Origin of the sequence: Oryzomonas rubra (assembly GCF_008369015.1) — a bacterium.
GTDB lineage: Bacteria > Desulfobacterota > Desulfuromonadia > Geobacterales > Pseudopelobacteraceae > Oryzomonas > Oryzomonas japonica.
In genome coordinates this window covers 114,626-129,491 of record NZ_SRSD01000007.1, presented here as the reverse complement: position 1 = coordinate 129,491, position 14,866 = coordinate 114,626, and the positions used below count along the sequence as shown (strand labels likewise).

14 protein-coding genes and 2 tRNA genes are annotated in these 14,866 nt (G+C 55.0%); all 16 read right to left on the bottom strand.

Going from position 1 to position 14,866, the window contains the following annotated elements:
• Positions 1-160: 160 nt before the first annotated feature.
• The 16 genes from pheS to ET418_RS12255 all read right to left on the bottom strand — a co-directional run bounded on the left by pheS (position 161) and on the right by ET418_RS12255 (position 14,796).
• Positions 161-1,177: a phenylalanine--tRNA ligase subunit alpha gene (gene pheS / locus ET418_RS12330; protein WP_149307916.1), complete on the bottom strand. Its 1,017-nt coding sequence runs from the start codon at positions 1,175-1,177 to the stop codon at positions 161-163.
• A gap of 214 nt (positions 1,178-1,391) precedes the next feature.
• Positions 1,392-1,745: a 50S ribosomal protein L20 gene (rplT, locus tag ET418_RS12325; protein WP_149307915.1), complete on the bottom strand. Its 354-nt coding sequence runs from the start codon at positions 1,743-1,745 to the stop codon at positions 1,392-1,394.
• A 196-nt stretch (positions 1,746-1,941) separates the two neighbouring features.
• Positions 1,942-2,139, bottom strand: a complete 198-nt coding sequence (rpmI, locus tag ET418_RS12320) for a 50S ribosomal protein L35 (RefSeq protein WP_149307914.1) — start codon at positions 2,137-2,139, stop codon at positions 1,942-1,944.
• A 45-nt stretch (positions 2,140-2,184) separates the two neighbouring features.
• Positions 2,185-2,703 carry a translation initiation factor IF-3 gene (gene infC, locus ET418_RS12315; RefSeq protein WP_149307913.1) on the bottom strand — a complete coding sequence of 173 codons (519 nt, stop codon included), beginning with the start codon at positions 2,701-2,703 and terminating at the stop codon, positions 2,185-2,187.
• Positions 2,704-2,719: 16 nt separating this feature from the next.
• Entirely contained in the window at positions 2,720-4,630 is a 1,911-nt protein-coding gene (thrS, locus tag ET418_RS12310) for a threonine--tRNA ligase (protein WP_149307912.1), read from the bottom strand.
• A 106-nt stretch (positions 4,631-4,736) separates the two neighbouring features.
• Positions 4,737-4,811 (bottom strand) — tRNA-Val (locus ET418_RS12305).
• Between the two features lie 152 nt (positions 4,812-4,963).
• Entirely contained in the window at positions 4,964-6,307 is a 1,344-nt protein-coding gene (locus tag ET418_RS12300; protein WP_149307911.1) for a choice-of-anchor D domain-containing protein, read from the bottom strand.
• A 723-nt stretch (positions 6,308-7,030) separates the two neighbouring features.
• On the bottom strand, positions 7,031-8,509 hold the full coding sequence (gene rlmD, locus ET418_RS12295) for a 23S rRNA (uracil(1939)-C(5))-methyltransferase RlmD (protein WP_246153050.1): 1,479 nt from the start codon (positions 8,507-8,509) through the stop codon (positions 7,031-7,033).
• Positions 8,506-9,108 (bottom strand): XTP/dITP diphosphatase, encoded by a 603-nt coding sequence (locus tag ET418_RS12290; RefSeq protein ID WP_149307909.1) that lies wholly within the window; start codon positions 9,106-9,108, stop codon positions 8,506-8,508. The genes rlmD and ET418_RS12290 overlap by 4 nt, the downstream gene beginning before the upstream one ends.
• On the bottom strand, positions 9,105-9,824 hold the full coding sequence (rph, locus tag ET418_RS12285) for a ribonuclease PH (protein ID WP_149307908.1): 720 nt from the start codon (positions 9,822-9,824) through the stop codon (positions 9,105-9,107). The genes ET418_RS12290 and rph overlap by 4 nt, the downstream gene beginning before the upstream one ends.
• 124 nt (positions 9,825-9,948) lie before the next feature.
• A complete protein-coding gene (locus ET418_RS12280) occupies positions 9,949-10,104 on the bottom strand; it encodes a hypothetical protein (protein ID WP_149210655.1) in 156 nt (51 codons plus the stop codon).
• A gap of 129 nt (positions 10,105-10,233) precedes the next feature.
• On the bottom strand, positions 10,234-10,779 hold the full coding sequence (locus ET418_RS12275) for a ComEA family DNA-binding protein (protein WP_149307907.1): 546 nt from the start codon (positions 10,777-10,779) through the stop codon (positions 10,234-10,236).
• Positions 10,780-10,878: 99 nt separating this feature from the next.
• Entirely contained in the window at positions 10,879-12,453 is a 1,575-nt protein-coding gene (gene cimA, locus ET418_RS12270) for a citramalate synthase (protein ID WP_149307906.1), read from the bottom strand.
• 184 nt (positions 12,454-12,637) lie between these two features.
• A tRNA-Leu gene (locus ET418_RS12265) sits at positions 12,638-12,724 on the bottom strand.
• 26 nt (positions 12,725-12,750) lie between these two features.
• The gene (locus tag ET418_RS12260) at positions 12,751-13,029 is read right to left on the bottom strand and encodes an integration host factor subunit beta (protein ID WP_149210658.1); all 279 of its coding nucleotides are present in this window, start codon (positions 13,027-13,029) and stop codon (positions 12,751-12,753) included.
• A gap of 33 nt (positions 13,030-13,062) precedes the next feature.
• Complete coding sequence (locus ET418_RS12255; protein WP_149307905.1) at positions 13,063-14,796, bottom strand: 30S ribosomal protein S1; 1,734 nt, start codon at positions 14,794-14,796, stop codon at positions 13,063-13,065.
• Between the last annotated feature and the right edge of the window lie 70 nt (positions 14,797-14,866).

The following is a 14,866-nucleotide window of genomic DNA, read 5'->3' as shown; positions in this document are numbered from 1 at the left end:
TAGCTACTCAGTTCGGTGGCACAATGCAAAACTTTAACAGGTTGTTCAAAAATAGTCAGATCGTCGCACCCGCAGAAAGCCCTGCGGAGGCGTAGCAGCGCTACGCCGCACAAAAGGGCTTTCGAGGACGGCGGCGAGATGGCTGTTTTTCAACAACCGTCTAGAATTGCCGCAGAAACCGCACGTCGTTCTCGAATAACAGGCGCATATCGCTGATGCCGTACTTCAACATGGCGATGCGTTCGATCCCCATCCCGAAGGCAAAACCGGATACCTCTTCGGCATCGTAGTTGACGTGACGGTAGACCTCGGGGTCAACCATGCCGGCTCCCAGTATCTCGAGCCAGCCGGTGTTTTTGCAGACCCGGCACCCCTTGCCGCCACAGATGACGCAGGCGATGTCCACCTCGGCCGAGGGCTCGGTAAACGGGAAAAAGCTGGGACGCAAACGAACGCCGGTCTTTTGGCCGAACAACTGATTGGTGAATATGGTCAGTATGCCCTTCAAGTCGCCGAAGGTGATGCCCTGGTCCACCATCAGCCCTTCGACCTGATGAAACATGGGGGAATGGGTGGCATCGGAATCGCAGCGGTAGACCGTACCAGGGGCAATGATGCGCACCGGCGGCTTTTGCTTCAGCATCGTCCGGATCTGGACCGGTGACGTGTGGGTGCGCAGCAGCAGGTTGTTTTCGACGAAGAAGGTGTCCTGCATGTCCCGGGCAGGGTGCTCCGGGGGAAAGTTGAGCGCCTCGAAGTTGTACCAATCATGCTCGATCTCAGGGCCTTCCGCGACGGAAAATCCTAGGCCGGCGAAGATATCGCAGACCTCTTCGACCACTAGGGAGATGGGATGCTTGGTGCCGTTGACCGGGCGACGACCGGGCAAGGTGACATCGATCCGTTCGGATTGCAGCCGCTGGCTCCTGGCCGCTTCACGCGTTGTTTCCAGTGCTGCATCAAGGCTGGCCTCGACCTCTTCCTTGACGGTATTGACCAACTGTCCGACAATCGGTCGTTCCTCGGGGCTGAGCGCACCGAGCCCCTTCATGAGAGCGGTCAACTCTCCTTTGCGGCCGAGGAATCTGACCCGTATTTCCTGAAGGGCTTCCTCGCTGGAAACGGCGGCTATGGCCTTTACGGCCTCGTCTCTCAATCTTTCAAGTTGTTCCCGCATGTAGTAACCCCGTAATCAAATGAATCTGCAAAATCACTCGGCTGCCCGATACGAATCCCGGAGAGAAGGAAAAACTCACGGTTGTCTGCCAAAACGGCAAGCAAGGGGACTGAACGGGGCAATGAAGGGATCAGGCCGATTCGTGAACCTTACAAAAAAAGGAATGGGACTGTTACATCCCATTCCCTCAGTTTTGAAACCGAAACCGGTCTGCTTAGATGCCAGCCTTGGCAAGGGTAGCGATCTGGCTGAACCCGGTCGGATCGGATACGGCGATGTCGGCCAGAACCTTACGGTCGATCTGCACATTGGCCTTTTTGAGGCCGAAGATGAATTTGCTGTACGACAGCCCGTTGAGACGGGAAGCCGCGTTGATGCGGGTGATCCACAGACTGCGGAAATCACGCTTTTTGACACGACGGTCGCGGAAAGCGTAATTAAGGGCCCGATCAACCGCTTCGGTCGCACTGCGGAACAATTTGCTCCGTGCGCCCCGGAAACCCTTGGCAAGTTTTAATACCTTGTTGCGTCTGCGTCTCGCTTTGAATCCTCTTTTTACGCGTGGCATGTTCTACTCCTTCATGATGAATTTCGCCCGATCCATAAGGGGAGACAGGTCCTCATGGTTCTTGGCATTATGCCGTTTCACCTGTGTGCACAGGAGTGGGGCCCTCATGGCGGCGAAGCGGTACTGTCCGCATCCGTCACCACATTCCGCACCCAACCGAGCAGTGCAAACGGTGAAAGCAGGTTATGAAATCGCCCTATTTGTAGGGAATCAACTTGGCAATATTTTTCTGGTCCACATCGGCAACCATGGCGCTCTGACGCAGATTCCGCTTATTCTTGCGGGTCTTGGGGGTCAGAATATGGCTGGTAAAGGCTTTGCTGCGTTTGATGCGGCCGGTCCCCGTCTTTTTGAAGCGCTTGGCGGCACCGCGGTTTGTTTTGATCTTCGGCATTGGTTCTTCTCCTTATGTGCAATGGTAAACGGTAACTGGAATCCGCTATTTTTTAACCTTCGGAGCAACAATCATATACATATTGCGGCCATCGACACGCGGCTGGGACTCGATCACGGCGACGTCCTGCAGTTCGGTGGCAAAGCGTTCAATCACGGCGCGCCCGATATCCATGTGGGTGATTTCCCTCCCCCGGAACACCAGTGTCACCTTTGCCTTGTTCCCCTCTTCGAGGAAACGCCTGACGTGCTTGATCTTGAACATGAGGTCATGTTCATCGGTTTTAGGCCGCAGCTTGATCTCTTTGACCTCGACATGAACCTGTTTTTTCTTGGCTTCCTGCAGCTTTTTGCTCTGCTGGTATTTGAACTTTCCGTAGTCCATGATCCGGCACACAGGCGGAACCGCTGTCGGAGAGACTTCCACCAGGTCGAGCTGCTGTTGTTCGGCGAGTTCAAGCGCCTTGGAAGTAGGAATGACGCCGAGCGCCTCGCCATCGGCGCCGATGACACGGATTTCTGTGGCGCGGATGGTATTGTTGATGTTCACGGTCGGTTTTGCTATGACTGCACCTCCTGAATTACTTGAAGTTCCTGCATTCTAAGGCAATGAAATCAACGAAATCGGCAGGCGTCATGGGGTGCAGGTTTTTGCCGTCGCGATATCGCGGCGTCACGGTCCCCTGCTCCACCTCTTTGTCACCGATCACCAACATATAAGGAACCTTCTGCAACTGAGCCTCGCGAATCTTGAAACTCAGCTTTTCATTACGGAAATCCGACTGCACCCTGACGCCGGCTGCCCTGAGATGCGCCTGCACTTCCTGAGCGAACGCAATCTGGTTGTCGGTAACGGTCAGCACGGTGGCCTGAACCGGCGAGAGCCAGAGCGGGAAGCTGCCGGCAAAGTGTTCTATCAGAACCCCGATAAAACGCTCGATGGAACCGAGGATCACCCGGTGGACCATGACAGGCCGTTTTTTCTCCCCATCCGGCCCGATATAATTGAGATCAAAGCGCTCCGGAAGGGTAAAATCACACTGGATAGTAGCACACTGCCACCGTCTGTCAAGACAATCACGCAATTTGATGTCTATCTTGGGTCCGTAGAAAGCGCCATCGCCCTCGTTGATCTCGTAGGGACGGCCGGAATCTTTGAGCGCCGACAGGAGTGCGTTGGTGGCCAGGTCCCAGGACGCATCGTCACCGATGGACTTCTCCGGGCGGGTGGACAGTTCCATCTCGTACTCGAACCCGAAGATCGCCATGACGTCGCTGACAAAGGCAAGAACGCCCTTGATCTCGGCATCCAGCTGTTCGGGAGTGCAGAGTATATGGGCATCGTCCTGGGTGAAGCAGCGAACCCGCAAAAGACCGTGCAGTACGCCGGCCCGCTCGTGGCGATGCACCGTGCCCAGTTCGAAATAGCGCAACGGCAGGTCGCGGTAGCTGCGAAGCTGGGACTTGTAGATCATCATGTGGGCAAGACAGTTCATCGGCTTGATGCCGAAGCTCTGCTCGTCCACCTCGGTAAAGTACATATTCTCGCGGTAGTTCTCGTAGTGCCCGGAGCGCTGCCACAATTCGGTCTTGAGAATCTGGGGGCCCACCACGATGTCGTAACCGCGCTTGAGGTGTTCCTTGCGTTCGAAGTCTTCCAGAACCGTACGCAACATGGCCCCCTTGGGGTGCCAGATGGCAAAGCCTGCGCCGACCTCGTCGGAAAAGGAGAAGAGATCCAGTTCACGCCCCAGCTTGCGGTGATCGCGGCGTTTGGCCTCTTCCAGGCGATTCAGATAGGCTTCAAGCTCCTTCTTGTCCACAAAGGCCGTGCCGTAAATCCGTTGCAGCATACGGTTCTTCTCATCGCCGCGCCAATAGGCGCCGGCAATGGAGAGCAGCTTGAAAGCCTTGATGCGGGAGGTGCTGGGCACGTGGGGACCGCGACAGAGGTCGGCAAATCCACCTTGGCTATAGACCGACACCGTTTCAACGCCTAAGTCGTTGATCAGTTCGGTCTTGTAGGGCTCACCCATTCCCTCAAACATGCGGATAGCGTCAGCACTGGCCAGCACCCGACGCTCGAGTTTCAGATCGGCCGCGGCAAACTCGGACATCTTGGCCTCGATACGCTCCAAATCTTCCGGGGTAAAGGGGCGATCCATATCGAAATCATAGTAAAAGCCGGTCTCAATGGCCGGGCCGATGGTCACTTTGGCCTGGGGAAACAGTTCTTTCACCGCCTGGGCCATCAGATGAGAGGCAGAATGACGAATAATTTCCAAGGCTTCGGGGCTTTTTTCGGTGATGATCTCCACATGCGCGCCATCGCTCACGGGTGCTGTGAGGTCAACCAGTTCGCCATTGATCTTGCCGGCCAAGGCGGCTTTCGCAAGACCGGCTCCAATGGATGCTGCCAGATCGAAAACGTTCGCGCCTGCGGGAAGTTCCCTTACGGAACCGTCAGGAAGCGTGATATTGATACTTGCCATACCAATCTCCTGTGTACTACCGACCTTATGACATCCAAACAGAAAAGGCATCGAAACATCGATGCCCACGCTTGCAGCTTTGCTTAAGCACTGCTTCTTCTTTAAATGGTAGGCGCGGGCGGTCTCGAACCGCCGACCTCTACCGTGTCAAGGTAGCGCTCTCCCCCTGAGCTACGCGCCTACAAAAAGCTGGAAAGTAATAGCAACATACCGCGAGCTTGTCAAGCAGATATTTTCGAAAATCACCGTAAGGGGACATGCGATCGGCAGTGGCATCAGCCGCTAACAGCTGATGCCACTGCCGATGGTGGAACAAGGGGTCTCTAATGGACACTACTTGCAACCGATGGCCGTTGTCGTAAATTCTCCATAACTACCATTGTCATCAATTTTGACATCCAAGGCAACCGGAGCGCCACCGGTTGAGGTGGTGTTGTATACTATTTTGAATTGCGAGGTCAATATGTTTGAGATTTTACTGTATATCCCCTGAAGATCGGCAGCGTCAGAAGTCGAAGTCGAAAAGCTCTGCCCGCCGGTCTGAAGTGCTAATTGCTGCATCAGCGCCGGGTAGGAATGGTTTGGATGGAGAATCGTGACCGTGAAAATCGGTATCTTTTGGGCGATGGCGTGGTTGATGAGATCGGTCAGGGTATGCGTTCTCGGTATATCCTCCCCATCGGAAAGCAGGATCACAATTCGCTGATCGTTGGTTCGTGCGGCGGTGTTATCAACCGCGGTATAGGTTGAATCCCAGATCGAAGACGTTGATGGATCATAGGTATAAGGTGCATCGATAGCGTTTTTCAAAGCCTGCACCGAGGAAGCCAATGGATAAAAAGACGTTGCATGCGAATCTGTCGCAAATTTCATGATCGACACTTCGTCGGTTGTTTGCACTGTTGCAGCCAGCGAATCAATGAAGCCTTTCGTGTTATCCTGCATCCATTGTTGTTCAGCAAGACTCAGGCTGCCGCTATAATCCATCGCCAAGGTAACGGAGAGTGGGGCCCTTGTCACAACCGATGTTACGACCGGGGCAGGGTTCGTAATGGGAATCCCATTTTCCGTTACCGTAAAGACAGGCGATGTCACGGTCGCAGGTTGACCGGTGCTGTCGGCCACGGTCACAAGGAACCCAAGGGTCTTTGGAGTGGCACTGCAGCCATCCCTTATGATCTCGCTGGCTTTCAGATCCAGGGCAGTCCCCTTCCCGCTTAACCCTACCGTTACCGTCTTATTTGCGGGGTCATTCGAAGTGATCGTCAGGTTGTCGGTGTAAACCTGCTGGTTTTGGGGAACAAGTTGAATGGACGACATGCAGGTGGCTGATGGTGCTATGCTTTTCCCGGAACAGGCATCCGTGGCAATCTTGAATGGCGAACTCCCCCCTTTTTCCAGAGCAAGCGCCACAATAGTCAGGTTTGCCGAACCGGTGTTCGTTATCGTTAGGAGTTGAGTGGAAGAGCCATTAACAACAACCGCCCCAAGGTCCACAGATTTTTGGGTCGAAATTACAGGGGATGTCGTGGATGGCGAAGGTGTCGAACCGCCTCCACCTCCGCTCGTGCCAGCGCTCCCCCCTCCTCCGCCGCAACCATAGAGAGCTAGAATAAACAGGCCGATGATATAGGGAGAACGCAGACGTCGAACGGCTTTCTTGATTCGCTTGAACATGGCAGCCTCTTTCTGACCGGAAAACTTCCGAACCACCGGTTCTCAATATGTTTATGATCTGGACGTGAGCACCTACCCCATACTACAGGCCTTCTGGTATCAGGCATATTTTACAACCACATCTCCTGAGATATCAGACAGCACACTTAATGCCAATATGCTTTCAGGCGGGCATAAATTCTGGCAACGGCTGCCAGACCCCAGGAAAACCCTTGAATTTTGGCCCTATCCTCTCGTTGTACTATTCCTTCAGCCAGTCGGGAAGGATGATGTTGTTTATTGTTCTTTGATTCTCTATATCATTATATTTTTGTGTGTTACGGATTAGAGGCGAGTCCTCTCCCCGGGCAACGAGGCGCATTAACGTAACAATATTAAGCGTTTTATGGCAGGGTACCGCAGAATCGCCTTTTTGCAAGCCTACCTACCTAATGTGTCGGAATTATTAACACCCATCGTACAAATATTCCGACAACACACCATCAGCAGATAAGCGGTGAATGCAAGGCTGGCAAATCAGCGAAAGGAAATACCTGATTCCGTAGCAACCGAGGGATGTATGTATTGGGAGGGTAATTTGGGTAAACGAAGTGTTCCGTGGTGACACGCACCAACGTTTCTATTCAGGACCGGCATAACCAATCCACATCATCACGCCGTAGAACGCGGGTTTCAACTTCACACGAGAAAGGTCGCTGCAAGCCCATCAGGGATCAGCACTATTTATGGAGTTACCTGCCTTTCCAGCAGGGCCACGTTTTCCACATGAACCGTCTGGGGAAACATGTCTACCGGCTGGATTTCCCGGCAACAATAGCCACGGCTTTTCAGGGCCACCAAGTCGCGTGCCAGGCTCTGGGGATAGCAGGACACATAGATAATCCTGGAAGGAGCCAGGCCTGCAACCGTGTCCAGCACATCCGGCGCACACCCCTTGCGGGGAGGATTGAGCACCGCAACGTCGATCCGCTGCCCTTCCTCCGCCAGATCTTCGAGTAGCTCCGCTGCATCACCGGCTTCGAAGCGGCAGTTTTTGCGGCCATTGAGCTTGGCATTCCGACGGGCATCCGCCACCGCCTCTTCCACAACCTCGATACCGATCACCTGCGCCGCCTGATCGGCCAGAAACAACGCTATCCCACCGATGCCGCAATAGAGGTCGAGCACGTTCTCCCCGCCCCCCAGACCGGCCCAGCGCTTCACCTGTTCGTAGATCAGGCGCGCACCCGAGTTATTGACCTGAAAAAACGACCGGGGGGAGACCTGAAACGCAACATCGCCGATCCTCTCCGTCAGGTAGTGCTGGGGCGTCAGGAAGTAATCTTTCTGCCCCAAAATGACATTCCCCTCGGAGGCATTCACATTCTGGGCCATGACCTCGATTTCGGGTATCATTCCCTGGACAAAGCGCCCCAGGTGATGAATCTCATTATAGGAACGCTGGGCCGTCACAAAGACCACCATGGCTTTGCGCTCATGCACGGAAACCCGCACCACAAGATAGCGCAGCAGCCCCATCTTGCTATGGGGGTTATAGACCGGCACCTTCAGCTTGACGATCCCCTGCCTCACCGCTTCCACAACCTTATTGATCAGCGGGTGATGGAGCGGACATTGATCCAGATCGTAGACATCGTGGCTGGCGCGGCGGTAGATGCCGATAAACGGATCGGACCACTTGCCGGCGATGGTCAGTTTAGCCGTTGTGCGATAGTGGATCAGATTTTCCGGAGAGAGCAGTGGGTGAACGGTAATACCGGCCAAATCACTATGTTTGGCCAATTCCGCCAGGATCATCCCACGTTTCCAGGCGGTCTGCTCACGGTACTTCATGGCGATCAAAGGACAACCGAGGCAATCGGCGCTTTCCGTACAGGGAGGGCGTTTACTGCGCAGCGGCGAAGGGTGCAGCAGTTTGAGCATGTGGCCATAGGCCGTGCCGCGGGAAATTTGATCAATTCTGACCAGGACGACATCGCTCGGCAGGGCTCCGCCGACCCGGAGCGTCATACCGTCGTCGGTACGCGCCGTACCGTAGCCATCCTCATCCAGGGCGGTTATGGCAAACTCCATCACCGCATTGCGTTTGATTTGGGGGGTCCAGCGGGCGTCCTTGGATACAACAGCAGCAGTACCGCGCGGGGAAGCGGACTGTTTTACGGGGCGTTTTCCCCCACGTTTTATTTCACGTTCATCTTTCACGATTTATCGCACCCTTCCTGTAGATACCCATGAAACAGACGGAAGGCCTGTCCCCGGTGACTGATACGATTCTTTTCATCGACGCCGAGTTCCGCCATGGTCCGGTCACAACCATCGACCAGAAAAAGCGGATCATAGCCAAAGCCGCCTTCGCCGCGCGCGGCGTCGAGAATGCGCCCCCCCACCCTGCCGGTGAAGAGATGCGTATCGCCGGCGGGTGTCACAAAAGCCAGCGTACAGACAAAGGCCGCCGTTCTCGATTCAGGCGGCACTCCCGCCAGTTCTGTAAGCAGCTTGGCATTGTTGGCGGCATCCCCGGCTCCTTCGCCGGCAAAACGGGCAGAATAGACACCGGGGCGGCCTTCAAGCGCATCCACCACCAGGCCGGAATCGTCTGCCAGGGCCGGCAGTCCACTGAAGCTGGCGGCTTCACGAGCCTTTTTCAGGGCATTTTCCGCAAAGGTAGCACCATCCTCCACAGTATCCGGGAATCCCGCAAAGTCTCCGGCGCACCGAACCGATGCGACCAAGCCGGACAGCAGGGCCTGAATTTCCACCAGCTTTCCCCGGTTACGCGTGGCAACGACGAGCTCTTTCATCCCCGCAGAGCCTCCTGCTGGAACGCAAAGAGCTGCTGTATGCCGGCCATGGCCTGGTCGCGCATGGCATCCATCTGGTCAATGGTGAACGGTTCGGCCTCCGCAGTCCCCTGAACCTCCACAAAGCGGCCACTGGATGTCATGACAAAATTCATGTCGACCTCAGCGCTGGAATCTTCCAGGTAATTCAGGTCCAGCATCGGTTCGCCGGCAATAATGCCGACGCTGACCGCAGCCACGGCTTCCTTGAGCGGAATATCGACAAAAACACCCTTGTCGCGGAGCCCGGCCAACGCATCGGCCAGGGCGACATAGGCCCCGGTGATGGAGGCGGTTCGCGTGCCGCCGTCAGCCTGGATAACGTCGCAATCGATATAAATGGACCGCTCACCCAACCGGGCCAGGTCGGTAACGGCACGCAACGAGCGCCCGATCAGGCGCTGAATCTCCAGTGTCCGGCCGGTTTGCTTTCCTTTCGCCGCCTCACGCGGTGACCGAGTGTGGGTAGCCCGGGGCAGCATTGCGTACTCGGCAGTTACCCACCCGGTTCCCCTGCCCTTCAAAAACGGCGGGACGGATTCCTCCACCGATGCCGTACAGATGACCCGCGTGTCGCCGAATGCGATCAGCACGGAACCCTCGGCGTGCTTGGTGAAGTTGCGCATGATGGTGATAGGGCGCAAATCGCAGCATCCCCTGCCGTCATTCCTTGTCATTGCCTCACTCCTTCCGGTAAAAATCTGGAAGGTGTTCAATATCCTTTCGTTGCCCGCGTGTCAAACAAAAAGGGAACCTGAAACAGGTTCCCTGGTTTGTTAAAGCCTCATGTACAGTGTTCTATCAGCCGAGGTGGGTGTCGTTGCAACGCGTCCGGTTGGCAAGAATGGTGGAGTCAAGCATTTCACCACAGCACGTGCATTTCCATGCATCGAACGAGCGGACAAAATCGTAGAATTTCTCGGCGAACATACGGCCCTTGCAGCGTGGACATTGCATAGCACTCCTCCTCATAGCGAAATTTCAGTAAAATCAGTACCTATGAGTGTTTACACCATGCGTGCCAATTCCAGCTACGCAATCCAACATAAATTGTCGTATTATAATATCACCATTTTATTCAGCCAGTTAGAAATACCTTTTTATTGTTTCATACCGTTTTTCCCCTATTCCTTCCACCTTGAGCAACTCTTCCAGCGCCATTGAACCGCCATTATTTTGACGATAGGTGACAATGCGCCCGGCGATTAAGGGGCCGATGCCGGGGAGCCGGTCAAAATCAGCCGCACCCATCGTATTGATATCCAAGGGAATGCCCATGAGCATTCTTTCAGAAGCTGGCAGCGGGATGAAGATCACGTCCCCCTGCCCGTCCTCCCGGATCGTGAGGCGAATACCTTCGCCGTTTTTGAGACGCCGCCCAGCAGCGCCTGCCGGTGCTAGTCTTTTGAGAGGCCGCAATGGCTCCGCCATTTTTATGGCGCTAAGCGTCACCAAATTGGCGGACAAGGGATACATGCCGGGATGCGCCACGTCCCCTTCCACACGCACGAATCCTTTGACGGAAAAACCCGCCAAAGCGGCATTTTGTGCGCTTTGACGGGTTTTTATACCAGCAGGGATCAAAAGAGCCGCTGCGACAAGAAGAAGGATTATGCGCTCATAACGAACCATGTCCTGCCTCCCATGCTCCCGGGCGGAGCCGTTATCCGGACCAGCGCGGCGCTGGTCCGTGGCTTTTGCCCGCTCACGGTGACGCTGTTCACAAACCGGCTATTCCTGTTCCTCCGACTTGTGCAGCTTGAAATCAATACTGTCGATCAAAGCCTGGTAGGAGGCATCGATGATATTATCGGATACGCCGACGGTCCCCCAGCGCGTATGCCTGTCACCCGACTCGATCAGAACGCGGGTCGATGAAGCCGTACCCTGCCCTGCCGGCAGAACGCGGACCTTGTAGTCCAGGAGTTTGACCTCTTTGAGCTTGGGATAGAATTTTTCCAACGCCTTGCGGATGGCGTTGTCCAAGGCGTTGACCGGACCGCTGCCTTCGGCGGCGGTATGCTCGACCTTGCCGCCGACCCTGACCATGATGGTCGCCTCGGCCAAGGGCTTCTGGTCTTCGCCCCGTTTTTCGTCAATGACCCGGAAGCCAAGTACGGTGAAAAACTTGCGATGGGTTCCCAACGCCTTCTTCATCAGCAACTCAAAGGATGCCTCGGCACCTTCGAATTGATACCCACGGTTCTCCATCTCCTTGATATTGTCGAGGATCTCCAGGGTGACCGGGTCCTTGCTGTCGAGGTTTATGTTGAACTCTTCAGCCTTGGCCAGGATATTCGAGCGACCGGAGAGGTCCGAAACAAGAACCCGGGTGCAATTGCCAACCCGTTCGGGCCGCATATGCTCGTAGGTTTCCGGGTGCCGCTGGATGGCGCTGACATGAACGCCACCCTTATGGGCAAAGGCGGAATTCCCCACATAGGCTTGGTGCTTGTCGGGGGAGATATTGGCCAACTCGTAGACAAAGCGGGATAACTCCCTGAGGTGGCGCATCTGTTCGTCGCTGATGCACTCCTTAGCCATCTTGATCTTGAGGGCGGGGATGATGGAACAGAGGTTGGCGTTGCCGCATCGCTCGCCAAAGCCGTTGATGGTCCCCTGAACCTGTACGATCCCCAGGTCCACGGCGTGCAGGGAGTTGGCTACGGCACACTCGGAGTCGTTATGGGCATGAATGCCGAGCGGCGTCTTGATCTGTTCCTTTACCGCCTTGATGATCTCGGCCACCTCGAACGGCATGGTCCCGCCATTGGTGTCGCACAGGATGATGCAATCGACGTTGGCCTCTTCCGCCGCCTTGAGGGTCTTAATGGCATAGTCGGGGTTGGCCTTATAACCGTCGAAGAAATGCTCCGCATCGTAAAAGACTTCCGGCGCATGCTTTTTCAGGTATTCCAGAGAATCATAAATCAACTCCAGATTTTCCTCCAGGGAGATGCGCAACGCCTCACGGACATGGAAGTCCCACGTCTTGCCGAAGATCGTGATGGCATCTGCCTCAGCCTTGATCAGGGTGACAATATTGTTGTCCTTGTCCGGCGTCACCTTGGCCCGGCGGGTGGAACCGAAGGCGGCAATCTTGGCCTGCCGTAGTTTTTCCTTCTTGATATCCTTGAAAAAAGCGACATCCTTTGGATTACTTCCCGGCCACCCTCCTTCGATATACTGAATCCCAAGTTCGTCCAGTTTACGGGCTATGCGGACCTTATCCTCCACCAGTAACGAAATGTCTTCTGCCTGGGTACCATCCCGCAGGGTTGTGTCATACAATTTTACAAGGCTCATCGCTACCTCCCCAAGCATTAACAATATGAAGATTCTAGACCGTTTTACATGAGTCAGAAACTATGTTTGTATACTTTTTCTGAAAAATTTTCAACATGCCCGTGGCGTAGACATCACCCCCGCACCCAGAATGCACAAAAGGGCTTACAGGTACAACCTGCAAAGCCCTTTTGTCGTTTCATGCTGGTGCCCGGAGCCGGGGTCGAACCGGCACGACCCGAGAGTCGAGAGATTTTAAGTCTCTTGCGTCTACCAGTTCCGCCATCCGGGCGGCGGTTCAACCATTGAGGGAACTGCTTAGCAGTTTACCCGTTCCTTCAATTCCTTGCCGGTCTTGAAAAACGGCGTCTTTTTCGCCGGGATGCGGACAACCTCGCCACTCTTGGGATTGCGGGCCTCACGTCCCGAACGTTCACGTATCGTAAAGCTGCCGAACCCGCGGATTTCCACCTTGTCGCCGGTTTTCAGGGCATCTTCGATGGAATCGAAAACCGTGTTCACAAGGGCTTCAGAAACCTTCATATTCAACATTCCGTGTGTCTGAACGACTTTTTCGATCAGTTCACTTTTGGTCATCGCATCGTCTCCTGCTTCGTAGTAAAACGTGAATTATTGATTGTTTTTGTTGTTAAGTTCCTGCTGCAAAAGCTCACCTAAGTTGGAGGTCGCCTCGCCTTGGGAGCTCAGGTATTGGGCAAACTCAGCCTTCTCCGCCGCAGCCTGCATTGCCTTGATGGAGAGCGAAATGCGGCGTTCACGCGAATCGCAACTCAACACCACCGCCTCAAGGCTGTCGCCGATGGCAGCGAATTCCTTGGCAGACGGCACTTTTTCGCGGGACAGCTCGGATACGTGGATCAAACCTTCAATCCCCTCTTCAAGCTCGACAAAGACGCCGAAATCGGTCAGGGAGGTCACCTTGCCGGTCACTTTGGCACCGGCCCGGTACTTGTCGGGAGCGAGGCTCCAGGGGTCCGGCTCAAGCTGTTTGATGCCGAGAGAGAGACGCTCGTTGTCCACATCCACCTTGAGTACCACGGCCTGGACGAGTTGTGCTTTTTCGTAGACATCGCCGGGGTGTTTGACCCGCTTGGTCCACGAGATATCGGAGACATGGACCAGACCGTCGATGCCGTCTTCTATGCCGATGAACATGCCGAAATCGGTCATGTTCTTGATCTGGCCTTCGATCTTGGTGCCAACGGGGTACTTTTCGGCAATCGTTTTCCAGGGGTTTTCCGACACCTGCTTCAGCCCCAGGGATATCTTGCGGTTGTCCATGTCAATCCCCAGCACGACCGCCTCAACCTCGTCGCCGACAGTGAGTACATCGGCGGCGCGGCGGACCCGCTTGGTCCAGGACATCTCGGAGACATGGATCAAACCTTCGACACCCGGTTCCAATTCCACAAAGGCACCGTATTCCATCAGGCTGACAACGCGGCCCCTGATGCGTGTCTCCAGGGGATAGCGGGAGGGGACTTCCAGCCAGGGATCGGAAAGGGTCTGCTTGATGCCGAGGGATATTTTCCCCTTGGCGCGATCAAACTTGAGCACCTTGGCGGTCACCTCCTGACCCGGCTTGAGGATATCGGACGGTTTGCCCACCCGGCCCCAGGAGAGGTCGGAGACATGCAGCAACCCATCCACGCCCCCCAGATCCACAAATGCCCCGTAATCGGTGACGTTTTTGACAACGCCATTCACAATCTGCCCTTCCTCGAGCTTTGCGAGGGTTACGTCGCGGATTGCGGCCCGTTCCTCCTCAAGGATGGCGCGGCGGGAGAGAACGATATTGTCGCGTTTTTGGTTCAGCTTGATGATCTTGAACTTGGACTTCAAGCCAATATAGCTTTCGGCATCGGACGACGGCCTGATATCCACCTGAGAGGTGGGGAGGAAAGCGGGAACACCGATATCCACCGTGTACCCCCCGTTGACCCGTGCCGTAATGGTCCCTTCGATAATGCCGCCTTCCTGCCCGGAACCGCCGATCTTTTCCCAGGCGGCCAGGTAGTCGGCCTTTCTTTTCGAGAGGATATACCCCTTTTTCCCGTCTTCGCGCGTCATGAGGACCCGAATGCGCTCACCGACCTGAACCGTAATCTCGCCATTGGCATCACGGAACTCGTTGGCCGAAACAAAACCTTCCGACTTAAGGCCGATATCCACCAACACGGTATCCTGGTCAATACGGACGACCGTACCTTCTATAATTTTATCCCGTTCAGGCCTTTCTTTGAGACTCTCGTTGTAGAGCGCGGCAAATTCACTGCTTTGCTGTTCAGCGTCGTCGTCTTGCTCACCGGTGTCTGAAGTGTCGAGCCTTTTGAAATCAACCATTAAAACTTACCCCCTGGACGTTTTTCTATCTTGCTGTTTTCCTGTTTTGTATATGATGTATTTGTAAGCA